Genomic DNA, 17106 nt, shown 5'->3' with positions numbered 1-17106 from the left:
AGAGGGGGGAGAAGCCGAGTCGTGTTCGATCAGCTGAAGGCGTTCCACGCGACCGTCCGGCAGGGCAGCATCACGCGCGCCGCGCGCCACCTGGGCGTGAGCCAGCCGACGATCGCCGCGCAGATCCGGCAGGTCGAGCAGCTGTACGGCGTCGAGCTGTTCTATCGCAGCGGCCGCAAGCTCGAGGTCACCGAAACCGGCATCGAGCTGCTGCCGCTCGTCGAGAAGATGATCGCGCTCGAGGCGCAGGCCGACATCATGCTGCGCAACGTCGGCGGCCTGTTCGAAGGCCATCTGCGGATCGGCGCGACCGGGCCGTACTACATCATGGACGCGCTCGGCCGCTTCTCGCACGCGCATCCGTCGATCGCGCTCACGTGCCGGATCGGCAATTCCGAGGAAATCCTGCAGGCGCTGCACGAGTTCCGCATCGACCTCGCGGTGTCGTCGCAGCGCAATGACGCGGACGGCCTCGAACGCAAGGTGATCTCGACCGATCCGCTCGTGCTCGTCGTGCATCGCGACCATCCGCTCGCACGCTTCGACGCGATCGACGCCGCGCAGCTTGCCGACGTGCGGCTCCTGATTCGCGAGGAAGGGTCGGTCACGCGTCGCTGCACGGAGACGATCCTCGCGGCGGCCGGGGTCGCGGCCACGTCGGTCGCCGAGATCGGCAGCCGCGAAGCGATCCGCGAGGCGATCCTGCATGGCGTGGGCGGAAGCCTGTTTCCGCGCGGCGAGGCCGAGCGTCACCCGGACCTGCGCGTCGTCGCGCTGCGCGGCGTCGACACGACGATCGACGAATACGTGTACTACCTGAAGGCGCGCCGCCAGAGCCCGGCGATCGATGCGTTCCTCGCGTGCATCGTACCTGCGCAGACCGCGACGCACGACGCAACGCACGCGACGCGGCCGGTGCACGCGCGCTGAGCCGCCGCGCGTCACTTCGGCAGCGCGGGGATCATCCACGTCAGCACGTGCTGCTGCAGGAACACGAGCACGCCGAGCAGCAGCGTGAGGATCACGCTGTGCCAGAAGGTGCGCGCGAACACGATGCCCTCCTGCCCCTTCAGGTCGGTCGTCGAGACGCCCGTCGCGATGTTCTGCGGCGAGATCATCTTGCCCATCACGCCGCCCGACGAGTTGGTCGCGGCCATCAGGACCGGATCGAGGCCGAGCTGCCGCGCGGCGACCACCTGCAGGTTGCCGAACAGCGCGTTGCCGGACGTGTCGCTGCCGGACAGGAACACCGCGATCCAGCCGAGCGACGCCGACACGAGCGGGAACAGCGCGCCGGTCGACGCGACACCGGTGCCGAGCGTGTAGCTGATTCCCGAGTAGTTCAGCAGGTACGCGAGCCCGACGATCATCATCACCGTGATGATCGCGATCCACGTCTGCCGCCACGTCTTGACCACGCATTCGAGGAACGCGCCGGCGCCGGTGCGCGTCAGCACGGCCGTGATGATCGCCGACAGGAGGATCGCGGTGCCGGTGCCGAGCGGCTGGAAGTCCCAGATCGCCGCATACGGCTTGTGGTACAGCGACACGAAGACCGCGTTGTGCAGGCCCGGCCACTTGATCTTCACGTCACCGATCGCCGCGATGTTCGCGTGCACCCAGACGATCACGACCACCGACACGACGATCCACGGCAGCCAGCCGCCGAAGCCCGCGCGCGCGGCGCCGGCCGTGGCGGGCACGCTGCGCGCGAGCGCGTATTGCGGATCGGGCTGCGGCTTCCACACCTGCAGGAAGCCGATCGTGACGATCAGCGACGTGAGCGACGACAGCACGTCGGTGAGCTGGTAGCCGAGGAAGTTCGACGTGACGAACTGCGCGATCGCGAAGCTCGCGCCCGACACGAGCAGCGCGGGCCACAGTTTCGAGATCGAGCGCAGGCCGCCGTACGCGCCGACCACGTAGAACGGCAGCAGCAGCGCGAAGAACGGCAGTTGCCGGCCGACCATCGCGCCGAGCGTCGCGGGCGGCAGCGACGTGACCGCGCCGAGCACGGTGATCGGCACGCCGAGCGCGCCGAACGCGACTGGCGCCGTGTTGAACAGCAGCGTGTAGGTGAGCGCTTCGAGCGCGGGGAAGCCGAGCGCGATCAAGAGTGCGCTGGTGATCGCGACCGGCGTGCCGAACCCGGAGATCCCTTCGAGCAGGCAGCCGAAAGAGAACGCGACGACGAGCAGCACGAGGCGGCGGTCGTCGGGCAAGTGGTCGAGCATCCACTGCCGGAACTGGTCGAAGCGGCCCGACTTCACCGCGATGTTGTACAGCAGCAAGGCGTTGAACACGATCCACATCACCGGCACGACCGCGAGCGCCATGCCGGCGCCGACCGCGTTGAACGCGAGGCCGGCCGGCATACCCCACGCGCCGATCGCGACCGCGAGGCCGGTGACGAGGCCGGCGAGCGACGCCTGCCATGCCGGCCGGCGCAGCACGCCGAGCGCGATCAGCGCGACCGCGATCGGAATCACCGCGACGAGGAACGACAGGAACAGCGAGTTGGCGACGGGCGTCAACGGCTGCGCGAACAGGATGCCGGGCGGCAGGGTTGCGGTGGGATTCATCGTGTCTCCGTGTCGACAGGAGTTAGCGCTTTAGCGCTTACTCCTGTCCCATGCTTCGCGGTCGGCCGGAGTTAGCGCTTCAGCGCTTACTCCTGCCCCATGCTTCGCGCTCGACCGGAGTTGGCGCGTTAGCGCTTGCTCCTGTCCCGTATCAAACGTGCGTTCCACGGCGGCGAAGATCGCCCGACGCTTGCGCATGCAACCATGCCGCAGCGCCGACCGATCGGTCGCTTAAAAAAGGTTAGGAGGCGCATCGCGCTTGCACAAGGAGGGCAAGCCCGATGCGCGCGACGTCGACATACGGAATCCGCCGCACGCTGAACGGCGGCTGGCGCCGCGCTGACACGCACGCCAGCAAGCCGCCGGCGCAATGTTGCTCAGGCGACAAAGGTGACTGACGGCACGCGGGGTGTTTCGTTTGGCGTCCGAAGCCTAGACTGGCCGCATCGATTCCGCCCGCGCCGACGAAGGCACGGCGCCGGACACCTCACGGAGCAAACACGATGAAAACCATGAAACTTGCGGCGTGCGCATTCCTGCTGATCGGCTCGGCTGTCGCCGCCCAGGCCCAGGCCGCGTCGACGCTGACGCGCGCGCAAGTTCGCCAGGAACTTGCGGAACTGCAGGCCGCCGGCTACCGGCCGAGTCTTGCCAGCAGCCCGGACTTTCCGCAAAACATGCAGGCGGTCATGCAGCGCGCCGTGCAGGCGCGCGGCGACGCGGCCGGCTACGGCGGCAACGGCCATGCGAATGTGGAATCAGGAAAACCGGCACTGCCGCACGTGGTCGATCGCGACACGTACGCGCATCACTGAAGCGGACGAAACCGGGCCGGACGCGTGACTGCACAACCGGCCTGCCCGCCGCGCAACGCGCAGCGGGCCGCGGCCGTCAAACGCTGAAGCGGTTCAGCGTATACGCACGATAGGCCGCGACGAATGCGTCGAACGATCCGGCCTCCTTCGCTTCGAGCTCGGCCTGCTCGGCCAGCGACTTCGCGGCGAGCGCCTGCTCGGCGCGCATCGTCTCCGCCGACGGCGGGTTCGCGCGGAAATGCGCGGCATGCGCTTCGCTGTGCGCGCACGCGAACGCGAGGAACGACTGCCCGTTCTCGCGCATCGTGCGCAGCACGCGCGCCGACGGCGTGCGCTCCGGATCGGCGAGCTTCTCGCGCTGCGCGGCGATCGCACGCGCATGCTCGTCGCCACCGCGGATCTCGTCGAGACGGCGCCCGACGGTTTCGATATCGGCCATCAGGTCGTCCGCCCATGCCTGCAGCGCAACCGGCTGGCCGTCGCGCATCAGCGTGAGCCCCGGCTTGCGCCCGTCCATCGTCACGCTGCCGAAGTTCGCATTCGCTTCCTTGTACGCGTCGCAGTCGAGCGCGGGGCTCTCGTCGAGCGCGCACGCGAGCAGGAATGCGTCGATGAAGCGCGCGGTCTCCAGCGCGATGCCGGTCGGCTCGAACGGATCGATGTCGAGGCAGCGCACTTCGATGTACTGCACGCCGCGCGACGCGAGCGCATGCAGCGGACGTTCGCCCGAATACGTGACGCGCTTCGGCCGGATCGTCGAGTAGAACTCGTTCTCGATCTGCAGCACGTTCGTGTTGATCTGGATCCACTCGCCGTCGCGATGCGTGCCGATCGCCTCGTACGGCGGATACGGCTCGCTCACGGCCTTCGACAGCGCGTCGAGATAGCCGGGCAGCGTGTTGTAGTCGACTTGCAGCGCGGCCTGCGCGGTCGTGTTCGAGTAACCGAGGTCGCTCATCCGCAGGCTCGTCGCATATGGCCGGTACAGCGTATCGGCGTCGAACGTGTCGAGCTTGTGCGGCTTGCCGCGCAGGAACTTCGTGTCGAGCGCGGGCGATGCGCCGAACAGGTACATCAAGAGCCAGCTGCGGCGCCGGAAGTTGCGGATCTGCGCGAGATAGCGCTCCGACTGGTAGTCGACCAGCGTGGCCGTCGAGCCCTCTTCCGCATGCAGGCGCCGCCACACTTCCTCGTGCAGCGAGTAGTTGTAGTGGATGCCGGCGATGCACTGCATCGTGCGGCCGTAGCGATACGCGAGACCGCGGCGATACACCGTCTTCAGGCGGCCGATGTTCGACGTGCCGTAGTCGGCGATCGGGATTTGATCGTCGGCCGGCAGCAGGCCCGGCATCGAGTCGTTCCACAGCATCTCGTCGCCGAGCGACGCATACACGTAGCGGTGCAGATCGTCGAGGCGTTCGAGCGTAATCGACGCGTCGGCTTCCGCCGGCGTGATCAGTTCGATCAGCGCTTCGGAATAGTCGGTCGTCAACGACGGGTGCGTGAGTGCCGAACCGAGCGCGCGCGGATGCGGCGTGAACGCGATCATCCCGTCGCGCGTCACGCGCAGGCTTTCCTTTTCGATGCCGCGCAGGCCGTCGGGCAGATGCTGCCGCGTCGGGCCCGAGCTCAGCGCTTCGAGACGATTCAGCAGCAGTTCGGACTGGCGGTGAGTCATGGTGTTCGACATGGAGACGCAAGTGCGTGACGGCCGCGCGCAGGATGCCGCGCGGCCGGGTGGATTATTGGTCGCTTCGTTGGTAGCGGGCACTTTAACATCTCGCCGTCACGCGCGCTTGAGGTGACTCCGGGTGGTGCGCGCCCGCCGCGGCGGGCCGCCGGGCGGGCCGATGGCGACGATCGCCGCGCGCGCGGCGGACCGTCCGTCGGCACCGCCGGACGCGACGATCACGCGAAATTCGTCGGAAGGAATGCGAGCCGTGCAAGCCACGGCGCCGCCAGGTGCAACCCGTGCAGCCGAACCCGCGACGCGTCGCCGTCACGGTCGAGCCGCCCGCACGCCGGGGGATGACGGCCGCCGGAACGAGGTGGTCGCCGTCAAGCGTCGCAACCGTGAGCACCACCGACCGATCGCTGCCGGCCCGGCGCCGTTTGCGGGTCGCAGCGCGGCCCTGCCCGGCGCCCCCGCCGGCCGGTCGCGGCGGCCGTCATCCGCCGCGCGCGCCGCCGGCCCGGTCGGCTACGTCGTTCCACAGATGCAGCGCCGCATACGCGCGCCACGGCCGCCAGCCTTCGGTGCGGCGCTTCTGGCTCGCGAGCCGGTCGAGCGACGGATCGCGCGCGGTGATCGACTGCATCAGCACGAGATCGGACGCCGGCCATGCGTCCGGGTCGCGCCACGCACGCATCGCGATGTATTCGACGGTCCACGGGCCGATACCGGGCAGGTCGAGCCAGGCGCTCCGCAGCGTCGCGAGATCGGCCTGGGCGGGATCGAGCGGCACGTGGCCGGCCGCCACCGCGCGCGCCACGCCCGTCAGCGCCGCGGCCCGCTTGCCGGGCATTCCGATCTTCTCCAGATCGCAGGCGGCGAGCGCGTCCGGCGTCGGGAAACGCCAGGCGGGCACGCCGTCCGGCGCTGCCATGCCGTCGTCGTGCGCGACGCGCTCGCCGGCCCGCTGGACGAGCCGGCCGACGATCGTCGTCGCCGCCTTCACGCTCACCTGCTGGCCGACGATCGCGCGCACCGCGAGCTCGAATCCCGACCAGGCGCCCGGCACGCGCAGCCCCGGTGCTGCATCGACGAGCGGCGCGAACCACGGGTCGCGCGCAAGCCCGCTCCCGATCGCGGCCGGGTCGGCGCCGAGGTCGAACATCGACGCGACGCGGCGCGCGAATGCATCGTCGACATGCCGCGCGGCCGCTCCGTCGACCATCGCGATCAGGCAATGCCGGCGCGGATGCTTCGTGACGGTCAGCCGGCCCGCGTCGCCGTGGAGGTCGACGATGCGGCGATACACGCCGTCGACGACCTGTTCGACGCCCGGAATCGCCCGTCCGCTGAAGAAGCGCAGCACGCGCGCCCAGTCGTACGGCGCCTTGAAGCGCAGTTCCATCTGCGCGGACGGCGGCACCTGGCCGCCATCCGCGATCGACGTAATCGTGTTTTTTTCGATGCTCAAACTGCGTTGCCCTCCGCAACGGCTTCGGTTTCATCGTCGTGCGCATGGCGCGCCTCGGACGCGAGCAGCGTCGCCTTGCGGCGCACGCCCCAGCGATATCCGGCGAGCGCGCCGCCCTTCTGCACGACACGGTGGCACGGGATCGCGAGCGCGACCGGGTTCGACGCGCAGGCCGATGCGACGGCCCGCACCGCACGCGGCGCGCCCAGTGCCTCGGCGATCTCCGAGTAGCTGCGCGTTTCGCCGTACGGGATGTGCGTCAGCGCTTCCCAGACGCGCTGCTGGAACGCGGTCGGCGCGATGTCGAGCGGCAGGTCGAACGCGTGCCGGGTGCCGTCGAGGTATGCGCGGATCTGCGCGACGAACGGCGCGAGCCGCGACGGCGATTCGACCAGCTCGGCACGCGCGAACGCATCCGTCAGTTCGCCGACGAGCGACGCCGGCTCGTCGCCAAACGCGATCCGGCAGATGCCCTGTTCGGTCGCGGCGACGAGCACCGTGCCGAGCGGCGTCGACGCGGTCGCGTAGTCGATCCGCAGGCCGGCGCCCTGGCGACGGAACGCGGACGGCGCCATGCCCAGTTCGCGCGGCACCGATGCGTAGAGCCGCGACGGCGAGTTGAAACCCGCGTCGACGGCCGCCTGCGTGACCGGCTGCCCGCTTTGCAGCGCCTCGCGCAAGGCGGCGCCGCGCTGCGCGGCCTGGTACTGCCGCGGCGACACGCCGACCACGCGCTTGAACAGCCGCTGCAGGTGGAACGGGCTTACGTGCACGGCGTCGCTCAGTTGCTGCAGCGTGAGCCGCTCCGGATGCGCGTCGAGCACCGCGCAGGCACGATTGACGATCTCGAGTTCGCGCGGCAGCCCTTCCGGCTGGCAGCGCTTGCACGGGCGAAAACCGGCCGCGCGCGCATCGGCCGGACTGGCAAAGAAGGACACATGCTCGCGCCGCGGCAGCCGCGACGCGCAGCTCGGGCGACAGAACACGCCGGTCGTGCGCACGGCGTAGAAGAACGCGCCGTCCGCATGCGGATCGCGGGCGGTCACGGCGCCCCAGCGGGCATCGTCGGTCGGATAGGCGGTTTTCATCTGAACCTCGCGCTCTCTAGTGTAGATGGTGCCTACTCTAGACATCGGCATGGGCTGTCGCGCCCTGAATCTTGCTCTGTGATTCGCGCCGGCGAAACCGGGGGCACATCGCAATCGATCGATCGGACGAAAAACCGCGCAAGCGCTGCTCCGGCACCGCTTTCGTCATCGTCGCGTCACCATTTTGCTGCAGTGCGGCTGCGACCAATCGCCGTCCTGACCATTTTTTACACTCGGAATATTGCAACGCACCATCGCCGTGTGTATAGTTGGAACTGTCTCCTCCATGTCTCCTCCTGATATGGATTAAGCCCGTTCCGCTCTGCGTGAACGGGCTTTTTTTCGTCCGTCGATCGTGCAGCATTGCGGCATCCGTCGCCGGCGCGGTCTACACTCGGTGCACACCATCCGCGAAGGAGTGCCCCGCTCATGAAACCGACCATCCGCGCGATCGATCACGTCGTGCTGCGCGTGACCGACATGGCTGCGATGACGCGCTTTTACTGCGATGCCGTCGGCTGCCACGTGGAGAAGGAACAGCCCGACCTGGGCCTCGTGCAGTTGCGCGCCGGCGACGCGCTGATCGACCTGCTGTCGGTCGGCGGCCCGATCGATCGTCCCGACAGCGGCCCGCCCGGCACCGGCCGCAACCTCGACCATCTGTGCCTGCGCGTCGAGCCGTTCGACCCCGACGCGCTGATCGAGCATTTCGCCGCGCATGGCGCACGCCCCGGCGCCCCCGCCGAACGCTACGGCGCCGGCGGCTACGGGCCATCGATCTATCTGTTCGATCCCGAAGGGAACATGCTGGAATTCAAGGGGCCGCCCGCCGCGTTCGGCTGAGCGCTGCGGCGGCCGTCAAGCGTCGGCGAACGGCTTCAGCACCGTCCATTCGACCGCGACCGGATCGTGGTCGGCGCTCGAGATCCAGGCGGCGCCGTCCTGCACCGTGCACTGCAGGCGCATCGTGCGCTCGGCGAGCCGCCCGAGCGCGGCCGCGACGCCGTCGGCCAGCGACAGCACCTGCACGTTGCGCAGCCGCTCCACCTTGCTGCGCACGCCCTGCCACCAGATATCCGAGGTCTTGCCGCCGTACGCGATCACCGTGACCTGGCCGGCGCGGCCGGCCGCCTTCGAGATGCGCCGTTCGTCGGGCTGGCCGGCCTCGATCCATACGTCGATCGCCCCCGTCAGGTCCTTCTGCCACAGATCGGGCTCGTCGACGTCCGACAGCCCCTTGCAGAATTCGAGCCGCTCGTGCGCGAACAGCGCGAACGCGACGATGCGCACCATCATCCGGTCGTCGGTTTCGGACGGGTGACGGGCGACCGTCAACGCGTGATCGGCGTAGTAGTGCCGATCCATGTCGGCGATTTGCAGCTCGGCTTTGTAGATCGTGGATTTCAGCGCCATGCGGATACGGCCCGGGCGGGCATTCGGTTCGGTCGGGCCGTGATGATACCGAATGCGCGCCGCCCGGCGCGTGACGGGCGCGCCACAGCACGACGGCCCGGCATCGGCCGGGCCGCGTTCAGGTCGCGCCGCCGGCGGTTCCGGCAGGCGCGCGGGGGCGAGAGGTGCGCGTGCGGGTTACTGCTTGACGAAGCGCGAATCGGTCCAGAGGCCCTGCTGGTCGCTGTTGTCGGCGCTGACGAACTGGACGTCGCCCTGATCGACCGCCACCACGCGGAAGCGCTGGCCTTCCGGCACCGACAGGCAACGGTAGTCGTCGAAGTACTGCTGCTTCGCCTGCGACTTGCCGTCACGTTCGTGACTCAGTACGGAGTCCAGATTGTCTTTCGACAGACAGCCCCACGCATTCTTCGTCAGCTGGATTTCCTGCTTCGGCTGGACAGCCGCATCGCCGCCCGCCTGGGCGATCGACACCACGGAAAATGCGCCGACGAGGGCAAAAAGGACACCGGTACGCTTCATCATGTTCTGTCTCCAGGCTTGCGGGCACCAGGCTGGGTTAGCTATGTGTTTAAAGGTGATCGTGAACCCGCGTTTTTCACTTTAGAAGACCGGCAAACGATATCAAGCACATTTGTTGTGCGATCGCAATAGCGGCGAATTGTCGCACCCTGCGCGCACCCGGTTTTTCACTTGCGGCGGCGTCTGCCGTCCGGCGGATTCGCCCGCGCTGCCGGAAGCAAAGCCTCATCCGGCAAGCCTTTCGGAGAAACTACAGTCCATCGGCTGAACGGTTTGGATAATTCATTTCAATAGCGGGACCATTTTGATGCGTTGCACATAAAGTCATCCGAAATGATCTGAATTTACCGCAGTGCGGCACCGGATTTACCTGATACAAGAAAAATGCCAGGTATAAGCGCACTCGTATTTACCCGTATTTCCCGGGCAGGCTTGGCGCCCGCTGCAGCGGAGCCGCAGCGGGCGTTCGCCAGTGTTTTTACCCGATCTTGTTCAGACCACTTGCGGACGCTCGAAATAATCGCGCTGGAAAATGCACATGCGATAAGCGTTGTGATACGCGCCGTTTCCGAAAAATTCTTCCTTCAATTCCGCCTCGTGCTGGAATCCGCATTTCTCGTACACGTGGATGGCCGCCGCATTCGACGTGTCGACGATCAGGTACAGCTTGCGCATGTTCAGCACCTTGAACGCATATTCGATCGCAAGACGCGTCGCCTGCCCCGCATAGCCGCGCCCCTGGCATTGGGGCGCGATGATGATCTGGAATTCGCCGCGACGGTGAATGTAGTCGAGCTCGATCAGCTCGACGAGGCCGACCAGCTCGTCCTGCGCATCGACCGCGACGAAGCGGCGCTCGCGCTGATCGTGCACGTGACGGTCATACAGTTGCGACAGCTCGGAGAAGGTTTCGTACGGCTCCTCGAACCAGTAGCGCATGATCTTCGCGTCGTTGTTCAGCTCGTGAACGAAGCGCAGGTCCTGGCGCTCCAGCGGCCGTAGTGCAAGCGTGTGCTTGTCGTTCTGGAGTTGCATGTTCGTGTCCTTTTTGACGCCCGCGCGCGCATGAAACACCCGTGCGGCGGCGCCGCGAACGGGGCGCGTTCCGCGCTGCAAGAAGTTGACCGCGGGCGAAGGTCAGAGCCTAGAATGGACACAAGGGTTCCTGCCACCGCAAGGAGGCTATCGTGATCGAGCAAGTCATACTCGGCATCTTCCTCGTGCTGCCACTCATGATCGTGGCTGCGCTGTTCTCCGACGAACTGTGGCAGGAACATCGGCGCCAGCATCCGCGCGACGAAAATGCACCGCATATCGACTGGAAGCATCCGTGGCGCCGGGTGAGGCGCGGACACTGAGCCGATCGCCATCCCCGCAAGGCACCCACGCGGGCGGGGTGCTGCACACGGTACAAACGGTGCAACCGCTTTGCGCCACGAACCGCCTCGAACCGAATCCCGCCCAACCAGCGAGCCGCCGACGTGAACGACAAACCCGCTCTCCCTCCGCACGATATCCCCGGCGAAGCGATCGACCTGCAGATTGCCGACGTGCTGGCGGCCGTCCGCTACCCGGCCAACAAGGATGCGATCGTCGACGCCGCACGCGACGCCGGCGCCAGTAACGAAGTGCTGTCGATGCTCGACGGCCTGCCCGAACAGGACTACGCGGACGTCGACGCCGTCACGCGCTGGGTCGCCGGCAACTTCGGCCCCGGCCTCGGCATTTGAGCGCACGCCAATAACGCGATAGGATCGGGCCGCACCGGTTGCACTGCGGCCGGATGCATGCTGCCCGGCGCCAAGACCGGGCGTGACCGCACGAGTGCCCGGGGGAATCCATGGAAGGCATCCTGATCCAGCATACGACGCGTCGTCAGCTTTGGTTCGGCGCGCTGACGGCACTCGTCATCGTGCTCGCCCTGGCGATCGCCGTGCCGCACGCGAACGTCACGCTGCCGGCCGTCGAGCCGTTCATGCCGATGTGCGCGCTGACCGTGTTCACCACCGCGAGCATCGCCGCCTTCTTCCTCGGCGCGCAGTTCACCGTCACGCGCCAGCCCGTGCTCGGTGCGCTCGGCGGCGCCTATGCGTTCACCGCACTCGCCGTCGCGCTGCAGCTGCTCACCTTCCCCGGCGTGTTCGCGCCGCACGGCTTGCTCGGCGCGCGTCCGCAAAGCGCCGCGTGGATGTGGGTCTTCTGGCATGCCGGCTTTCCGTGCTTCGTGATGGCCGCGCTGCTCGCGCGCGAGCGGCTCACGCATGCGCCGGTCGGCGCGGCGCAGACGCGCATATGGACCTTCGCGCTGGTCGGCGGCCCGGCCGTCGCGGCCGCGCTGCTGTGCGTGCTCGCGCTGAACGTGGCGCTGCCGCCCGCGTTCCATCCGCCGGGCGACGCAGCCGCGCTGCCCGTCAACGGGATCGCGCTGGTCGTGTGGCTGCTCAATGCGCTCGCGCTCGTCGCCGTGCTGGCTTCCGGCCGACTGCGCACGACGCTCGACCTGTGGCTCGCGATCGCGGTACTCGCCTGCCTCACCGACACGACGCTGAACCTGCTGACCACGAGCCGCTTCACGGTCGGCTGGTATCTCGCACGCGTGTTCAGCATGTTCACGCCGGGCGTGCTGGTGTGCGTGCTCGCCTGGGAAGTGACAAAGCTGTATCAGCAGCTGTTCGAGGCGCATGCGACGCTGGTTCGTTCGTCCGCGCGCGACGGGCTGACCGGCGCGTTCAATCGCAGCCACTTCAACGATCACTTCCACACGCTGTTCCTGCAGGCGCGGCGGCAAGGCGAGCCGTTGTCGCTGCTGATGGTCGACGTCGACCACTTCAAGGCGTACAACGACGCGTTCGGTCACGTGAAGGGCGATGCGTGCCTGATCGCCGTCGCGAATGCGCTGGCCGGCGCGGTGCGGCGGCCGGCCGATATCGTCGCGCGCTACGGCGGCGAGGAGTTTGCCATCGTGCTGCCGAACACCGGCGCGCGCGGTGCACGGGTCGTTGCCGAGGAAGCGCGCGAAGCGGTGCTGCGGATCGATCTCGCGATGCCCGGGTCGCCGGCCGGGCGCGTGAGCGTCAGCGTCGGCTGCGCGACCGTGTCGGCCGACGACCTGTCGACGCCCGATGCATTGATCGAAGCCGCCGATGCCGCGCTGTATCGTGCGAAGGATGCGGGGCGAAACCGCGTCGTGGCGGCGTGAAAACGTCTGCGGATTGGGGATATGTTACGGTCATTGTGACCGGAATAATCCGCCGTTACGGATTGGCGCGCCGGGAAACGATCGCTTACAGCCGGTGTTGAAGGCGCTCGCTATGCTGGGTTCATATCGAATCCGAGCAGGTGAGCGTGATGAAGAAAACCCTTTTGCTGATTGCCGGTGTCGCCGTGCTGTTGAGCGGCTGCATCGTGGTGCCGGATGGCGGCGGGTATGGGTATTACGGTGATGGCGGGTATTACCATCATCATCATCGGCATTGGGATTGATGCATTCCACCCCGGCTGTCGCGACGACGCAGTCCGGATCAGTCGATCCGGATCGCTGGGGACGGGAATTCGAAGCGCCGGTGTTCCGTTGAAATGCCCGCTTACTTGCCAATACAAAACCTGCTGAAAATCACCCCCAGCAGATCATCCGAAGTGAACTCGCCGGTAATCGCATTGAGTTGCTCCTGCGCGAGCCGCAGTTCCTCCGCAAACAGATCGAGCGATTGCGCGCGCTGCTCGGCGTGATCCGCCGCCTGCGCCAGATGCTCCTGCGCAGCCCGCAGCGCAATCAAGTGCCGCTCGCGCGCCAGATAAACGCCTTCCGCCCCCGCCTGCCACCCCGCGATCCGCAGCAGTTCCGCGCGCAACATGTCGATGCCGTCGCCGCGCTTGGCCGACAGATGCACCTCGGTCAGGTCGCCTTCGGCCGCCGGATGCTCGACGCACGCCGGCACGCCGGTGAGGTCCGTCTTGTTCAACACCCGCACCACCGGCACGCCATCCGGGAACCGCGCCGCGATCGTTTCGTCGTCCGCCGTCATCCCCGTGCGCGAATCGAGCAGATGCAGCACGACGTCGGCGCGCTCGATCTCACTCCACGTGCGCGCAATCCCGATCCGCTCGACTTCGTCCTCTGTCTCGCGCAGCCCGGCCGTATCGATGATGTGCAGCGGAATCCCTTCGACCTGGATCGTCTGCGCGACCTTGTCGCGCGTCGTGCCCGCGATCGGCGTGACGATAGCCAGCTCCGCGCCGGCGAGCGCGTTCAGCAGCGACGACTTGCCGACGTTCGGCTGCCCCGCGAGCACGACCGACAACCCCTCGCGCAGCAGCGCGCCCTGCCGCGCGTCACCGAGCACGTGCGCCAGTTGCTCGCGGATCCTCGCGAGCTTGCCGCGCGCATCGGCCGCTTCCAGGAAGTCGATTTCCTCTTCCGGGAAATCGAGCGTCGCCTCGACCAGCATCCGCAGCGTGATCACATCCTCGACGAGCGCGTGGATCTGCCGCGAGAACGCGCCGTCGAGCGAGCGCCCGGCCGAGCGCGCCGCCGCTTCGGTACTCGCCTCGATCAGGTCGGCCACCGCCTCGGCCTGCGCGAGATCGAGCTTGTCGTTCAGGAACGCGCGCCGCGTGAACTCGCCCGGCTCCGCGAGCCGCAACCCGAAGCCGCGCCCCGCATCGAGGCAACGCTGCAGCAGCAGCTGCATCACGATGGGCCCGCCGTGCCCCTGCAGTTCCAGCACGTGCTCGCCGGTGTACGAATGCGGCGCAGGGAAATACAGCGCGATTCCGCGGTCGAGCGGCGCGCCGTGCTCGTCGAGGAATGGCACATAGCTCGCATGGCGCGGCGCGAGCCGCTGCCCGCACAACGCGTCGATCAGCGGCAGCGCGGCCGCCTCGCCGCCGCGCCCGAACGACACGCGGACGACGCCGATGCCCCCCCGGCCGGCAGCAGTGGCAATGGCGACGATCGGATCGGAATCGGTAGCGAGCATGGGAATCGGATGAATCGGGTGAACACGGCGTCAATGGTGCGCCCGCACAACAGTTCGGGCATCGGGACGCCGGCATTGTAGCGTGCCGGCCCGCACGCCATCGGACGCCCGATCGGCGTCGAACATGCCCGAATTTATCCCGACGGGGATAAGTCGAGTATCAATGCCGGACAATCACGTCCTGTCCATTTCGGACGAGTATGCCTTTCCGAACGGTCCGACACTGCGGCCCCCAATTCCGCCGCACGGTCCACGGCAGATTGGGATTCGTCCGAACACGCTATGTTTAGCCTATACGGTTGTCTGAGACGTGTCGGCGGAATTGCACAATCACCCCCATGCCGACACCCGAAGAAAAAGCAGCGTTCTCGGAACGCCTGAAATTCGCCTTGCGGCGCAGCCCGGACAAGGTCACCGGCGCGACGGAGCTCGCGAACCGGTTCAATCTGCGTCACCGCGGTGCGCAGCCGGTTTCGCCGCAAACCGCGCACAAATGGCTGACGGGCCGCACGATTCCGACGCCGGACAAACTTGAAACGCTCGCCGACTGGTTGCGCGTCGAACTGCATTGGCTGCATTACGGCCCGTCGCCGAGCGTGACCGAGCACACGACGCCGCAACCGCTGCCGCGCGACGAGCGTTATCCGCCGACGCCCGAGACGATCGAACTCGCGTCGAAGATCGAGGCGCTGCCGCCGCATCAGCGTTACCTCGTTCAGGAACTGATCGAGCAGTTCTACGGCGGCGACACGAAAATCGAAGCGAAGAAGGCCTGAACGACAGCGGTCAACGTCCCCGCGCCGCCACCCGCCAGAAACAAAAAAGCCGCATGGATGAAACCATGCGGCTTTTTTGCGTGCATCGCGGGCGGCTGGCCGCCCGCGTGTGCCACGGGCGTCAGGCCTTCTTGCCGCCGCCGAGCTTGCGCGTGATGTAGTACTGCTGCGCGATCGACAGCACGTTGTTCACGACGTAGTACAGCACCAGGCCGGCCGGGAAGAAGAAGAACATCACCGAGAACGCGATCGGCATGAACTTCATCATCTTCGCCTGGACGGGGTCCGGCGGCGTCGGGTTCAGGCTCGTCTGCACGAACATCGAGACGGCCATCAGCACCGGCAGGATGAAGAACGGGTCGCGCTGCGACAGGTCGTGAATCCACAGAATCCACGGCGCGCCGCGCATTTCGACCGACGCGAGCAGCACCCAGTACAGCGAGATGAACACCGGGATCTGGATCACGACCGGCAGGCAGCCGCCGAACGGATTGACCTTCTCGGTCTTGTACAGCTCCATCAGCGCGGCGTTCATCTTCTGCGGATCGCTCTTGAAGCGTTCGCGCAGCGCCTGCATGCGCGGCGTGATTTCCTTCATGCGCGCCATCGACTTGTAGCTGGCAGCCGACAGCGGGAAGAACACCGCCTTGATCAGCACCGTCAGCAGCACGATCGCCCAGCCCCAGTTACCGACGACGCCGTGGATCTTCTCGAGCAGCCAGAACAGCGGCTTCGCGATGATCGTCACCCAGCCATAGTCCTTCACGAGCTCCAGGCCCGGCGCGACGCCCTCGAGCATGCGCTCTTCTTCCGGACCGGCGAACAGGCGTGCCTGCACGTCGGCCGACTGGCCCGGCGCGATCGCGGCGACCGGCTGCTTCACGCCGACGCGGTACAGCGCCGGATCGATCTTTTCAGCGTAGATGTCGCGCTTCGCGCCCTGCTGCGGAATCCAGGCCGACGCGAAGTAGTGCTGCACCATCGCGACCCAGCCGTTGTCGGAGGACTTCTCGAAGTTCGCCTTGTTCTTGTCGAGGTCGCTGAAATCGATCTTCTGGAAGTGCTTCGCGTCCGTGTAGACCGCCGGCCCGAGGAACGTATGCGAGAACATCGGCGTTTCGACGGCCGTGTTGTCGCGCACCAGTTCCATGTAGACCGTCGGCGTGACCGGTGCCGTGCCGACGTTGTCGATCTTGGTGTCGACGCCGATCACGTAGCTGCCGCGCGTGAACGTGTAGGTCTTCACGACCTTCACGCCGCCCTTCACCGGCGATTCGAACGACAGCTTGAGCGTGTTCTGGTCACCCGTCAGCGACGTCGGGCCCGCGTTGACCTGCGTGTAGACGTCGTTGTGGTTCGGGAAGTCGCCGCCGAGCAGGCCCGAGCGCGCGAGATACGTGTGGCCGGCCGTGTGGTCGAACAGCGTGATGTACAGGTCCGGCTGCTTGCCGTCGCCCTGCTTCTTCAGCGTCAGCTTCGCGAGCGTGCCGCCGCGCGTGTCGATTTCGCCGTCGTACACGTCGGTCGAGAACTTCACGAGCTGCGCCTGCGCGGCCGGTGCCGTCGTCGACGGTGCGGCGCCGGCTGCGGCAGCAGGTGCGTCACCTGCGGTCGTCGTCGTCGCGCCCGTGCCCGATGCACCGCCTGCAGCCGCGGGGGCCGTTTGCGTGGCGCTCGGGAAGAACATCGACGGGCGTCCATGGTCGCGCTGCCAGTTGTCGTACAGCATGACAGCTGACATGAAGAAGATCACCCATAGGACGGTGCGTTTGATATCCATGCGTTGTC

18 protein-coding genes are annotated in these 17106 nt (G+C 67.1%); 8 read left to right on the top strand and 10 right to left on the bottom strand.

Annotation, left to right across the window (positions count from 1 at the left end):
• The first annotated feature begins 21 nt into the window (after positions 1–21).
• Positions 22–930 carry a LysR family transcriptional regulator gene (locus tag NQV17_RS22435; RefSeq protein WP_257773927.1) on the top strand — a complete coding sequence of 303 codons (909 nt, stop codon included), beginning with the start codon at positions 22–24 and terminating at the stop codon, positions 928–930.
• Positions 931–941: 11 nt separating this feature from the next.
• Here NQV17_RS22435 and NQV17_RS22430 read toward each other — a convergent pair whose 3' ends face one another.
• Positions 942–2582 (bottom strand): L-lactate permease, encoded by a 1641-nt coding sequence (locus NQV17_RS22430; protein ID WP_124486726.1) that lies wholly within the window; start codon positions 2580–2582, stop codon positions 942–944.
• A 503-nt stretch (positions 2583–3085) separates the two neighbouring features.
• Between NQV17_RS22430 and NQV17_RS22425 the strand changes: the two genes are divergently transcribed.
• Positions 3086–3397: a DUF4148 domain-containing protein gene (locus NQV17_RS22425; RefSeq protein WP_257773926.1), complete on the top strand. Its 312-nt coding sequence runs from the start codon at positions 3086–3088 to the stop codon at positions 3395–3397.
• A gap of 76 nt (positions 3398–3473) precedes the next feature.
• On the opposite strand, the gene gshA is transcribed toward NQV17_RS22425, so the two are convergent.
• From gshA to NQV17_RS22405, 4 genes are all read right to left on the bottom strand, one after another.
• The gene (gene gshA / locus NQV17_RS22420; RefSeq protein ID WP_257773925.1) at positions 3474–5087 is read right to left on the bottom strand and encodes a glutamate--cysteine ligase; all 1614 of its coding nucleotides are present in this window, start codon (positions 5085–5087) and stop codon (positions 3474–3476) included.
• Positions 5088–5565: 478 nt separating this feature from the next.
• On the bottom strand, positions 5566–6540 hold the full coding sequence (locus tag NQV17_RS22415) for a DNA-3-methyladenine glycosylase (RefSeq protein WP_257773924.1): 975 nt from the start codon (positions 6538–6540) through the stop codon (positions 5566–5568).
• Positions 6537–7628 (bottom strand): bifunctional DNA-binding transcriptional regulator/O6-methylguanine-DNA methyltransferase Ada, encoded by a 1092-nt coding sequence (gene ada / locus NQV17_RS22410; RefSeq protein ID WP_257773923.1) that lies wholly within the window; start codon positions 7626–7628, stop codon positions 6537–6539. Before ada ends, NQV17_RS22415 begins: the two co-directional genes overlap by 4 nt.
• Positions 7629–7665: 37 nt before the next feature.
• A complete protein-coding gene (locus NQV17_RS22405) occupies positions 7666–7992 on the bottom strand; it encodes a hypothetical protein (protein ID WP_257773922.1) in 327 nt (108 codons plus the stop codon).
• 65 nt (positions 7993–8057) lie between these two features.
• Between NQV17_RS22405 and NQV17_RS22400 the strand changes: the two genes are divergently transcribed.
• Positions 8058–8471, top strand: coding sequence for a VOC family protein (locus NQV17_RS22400; protein WP_257773921.1), 414 nt, complete (start codon positions 8058–8060; stop codon positions 8469–8471).
• Positions 8472–8486: 15 nt separating this feature from the next.
• On the opposite strand, the gene NQV17_RS22395 is transcribed toward NQV17_RS22400, so the two are convergent.
• The 3 genes from NQV17_RS22395 to speG form a co-directional block, all read right to left on the bottom strand.
• On the bottom strand, positions 8487–9041 hold the full coding sequence (locus tag NQV17_RS22395) for a YaeQ family protein (RefSeq protein ID WP_124486733.1): 555 nt from the start codon (positions 9039–9041) through the stop codon (positions 8487–8489).
• A 177-nt stretch (positions 9042–9218) separates the two neighbouring features.
• Positions 9219–9566, bottom strand: a complete 348-nt coding sequence (gene sap1, locus NQV17_RS22390; protein WP_257773920.1) for a surface attachment protein Sap1 — start codon at positions 9564–9566, stop codon at positions 9219–9221.
• Between the two features lie 489 nt (positions 9567–10055).
• Positions 10056–10598, bottom strand: coding sequence for a spermidine N1-acetyltransferase (gene speG, locus NQV17_RS22385; RefSeq protein WP_257773919.1), 543 nt, complete (start codon positions 10596–10598; stop codon positions 10056–10058).
• A 152-nt stretch (positions 10599–10750) separates the two neighbouring features.
• Between speG and NQV17_RS22380 the strand changes: the two genes are divergently transcribed.
• The 4 genes from NQV17_RS22380 to NQV17_RS22365 all read left to right on the top strand — a co-directional run bounded on the left by NQV17_RS22380 (position 10751) and on the right by NQV17_RS22365 (position 13046).
• On the top strand, positions 10751–10921 hold the full coding sequence (locus tag NQV17_RS22380) for a hypothetical protein (RefSeq protein WP_044848668.1): 171 nt from the start codon (positions 10751–10753) through the stop codon (positions 10919–10921).
• A gap of 123 nt (positions 10922–11044) precedes the next feature.
• Positions 11045–11293, top strand: a complete 249-nt coding sequence (locus NQV17_RS22375; RefSeq protein WP_006756942.1) for a DUF2795 domain-containing protein — start codon at positions 11045–11047, stop codon at positions 11291–11293.
• A gap of 110 nt (positions 11294–11403) precedes the next feature.
• Positions 11404–12762, top strand: a complete 1359-nt coding sequence (locus NQV17_RS22370) for a sensor domain-containing diguanylate cyclase (protein ID WP_257773918.1) — start codon at positions 11404–11406, stop codon at positions 12760–12762.
• Positions 12763–12911: 149 nt separating this feature from the next.
• Positions 12912–13046 carry a hypothetical protein gene (locus NQV17_RS22365; protein ID WP_257773917.1) on the top strand — a complete coding sequence of 45 codons (135 nt, stop codon included), beginning with the start codon at positions 12912–12914 and terminating at the stop codon, positions 13044–13046.
• Positions 13047–13147: 101 nt separating this feature from the next.
• On the opposite strand, the gene mnmE is transcribed toward NQV17_RS22365, so the two are convergent.
• Positions 13148–14542 (bottom strand): tRNA uridine-5-carboxymethylaminomethyl(34) synthesis GTPase MnmE, encoded by a 1395-nt coding sequence (mnmE, locus tag NQV17_RS22360; protein ID WP_124570790.1) that lies wholly within the window; start codon positions 14540–14542, stop codon positions 13148–13150.
• A 338-nt stretch (positions 14543–14880) separates the two neighbouring features.
• On the opposite strand from mnmE, the gene NQV17_RS22355 reads away from it, so the two are divergent.
• Positions 14881–15318, top strand: coding sequence for a helix-turn-helix domain-containing protein (locus NQV17_RS22355; protein ID WP_124486743.1), 438 nt, complete (start codon positions 14881–14883; stop codon positions 15316–15318).
• A 121-nt stretch (positions 15319–15439) separates the two neighbouring features.
• Here NQV17_RS22355 and yidC read toward each other — a convergent pair whose 3' ends face one another.
• Positions 15440–17098 carry a membrane protein insertase YidC gene (gene yidC / locus NQV17_RS22350; RefSeq protein ID WP_257773916.1) on the bottom strand — a complete coding sequence of 553 codons (1659 nt, stop codon included), beginning with the start codon at positions 17096–17098 and terminating at the stop codon, positions 15440–15442.
• Positions 17099–17106 lie beyond the last annotated feature (8 nt).

This window comes from Burkholderia sp. SCN-KJ (assembly GCF_024656005.1).
In the GTDB taxonomy this organism is placed as follows: Bacteria; Pseudomonadota; Gammaproteobacteria; order Burkholderiales; family Burkholderiaceae; genus Burkholderia.
This window is presented reverse-complemented; position numbering and strand designations above follow the sequence as displayed.

Excerpts from the sequence above, each read along its gene's own strand:
- NQV17_RS22395 (WP_124486733.1), bottom strand. The coding sequence starts at position 9,041 with ATGGCGCTGAAATCCACGATCTACAAAGCCGAGCTGCAAATCGCCGAC.
- NQV17_RS22355 (WP_124486743.1), top strand. The coding sequence starts at position 14,881 with ATGCCGACACCCGAAGAAAAAGCAGCGTTCTCGGAACGCCTGAAATTC.
- yidC (WP_257773916.1), bottom strand. The coding sequence starts at position 17,098 with ATGGATATCAAACGCACCGTCCTATGGGTGATCTTCTTCATGTCAGCT.
- mnmE (WP_124570790.1), bottom strand. The coding sequence starts at position 14,542 with ATGCTCGCTACCGATTCCGATCCGATCGTCGCCATTGCCACTGCTGCC.
- speG (WP_257773919.1), bottom strand. The coding sequence starts at position 10,598 with ATGCAACTCCAGAACGACAAGCACACGCTTGCACTACGGCCGCTGGAG.
- NQV17_RS22430 (WP_124486726.1), bottom strand. The coding sequence starts at position 2,582 with ATGAATCCCACCGCAACCCTGCCGCCCGGCATCCTGTTCGCGCAGCCG.
- sap1 (WP_257773920.1), bottom strand. The coding sequence starts at position 9,566 with ATGATGAAGCGTACCGGTGTCCTTTTTGCCCTCGTCGGCGCATTTTCC.
- ada (WP_257773923.1), bottom strand. The coding sequence starts at position 7,628 with ATGAAAACCGCCTATCCGACCGACGATGCCCGCTGGGGCGCCGTGACC.
- NQV17_RS22370 (WP_257773918.1), top strand. The coding sequence starts at position 11,404 with ATGGAAGGCATCCTGATCCAGCATACGACGCGTCGTCAGCTTTGGTTC.
- NQV17_RS22400 (WP_257773921.1), top strand. The coding sequence starts at position 8,058 with ATGAAACCGACCATCCGCGCGATCGATCACGTCGTGCTGCGCGTGACC.
- gshA (WP_257773925.1), bottom strand. The coding sequence starts at position 5,087 with ATGTCGAACACCATGACTCACCGCCAGTCCGAACTGCTGCTGAATCGT.
- NQV17_RS22405 (WP_257773922.1), bottom strand. The coding sequence starts at position 7,992 with ATGCTGCACGATCGACGGACGAAAAAAAGCCCGTTCACGCAGAGCGGA.
- NQV17_RS22425 (WP_257773926.1), top strand. The coding sequence starts at position 3,086 with ATGAAAACCATGAAACTTGCGGCGTGCGCATTCCTGCTGATCGGCTCG.
- NQV17_RS22365 (WP_257773917.1), top strand. The coding sequence starts at position 12,912 with ATGAAGAAAACCCTTTTGCTGATTGCCGGTGTCGCCGTGCTGTTGAGC.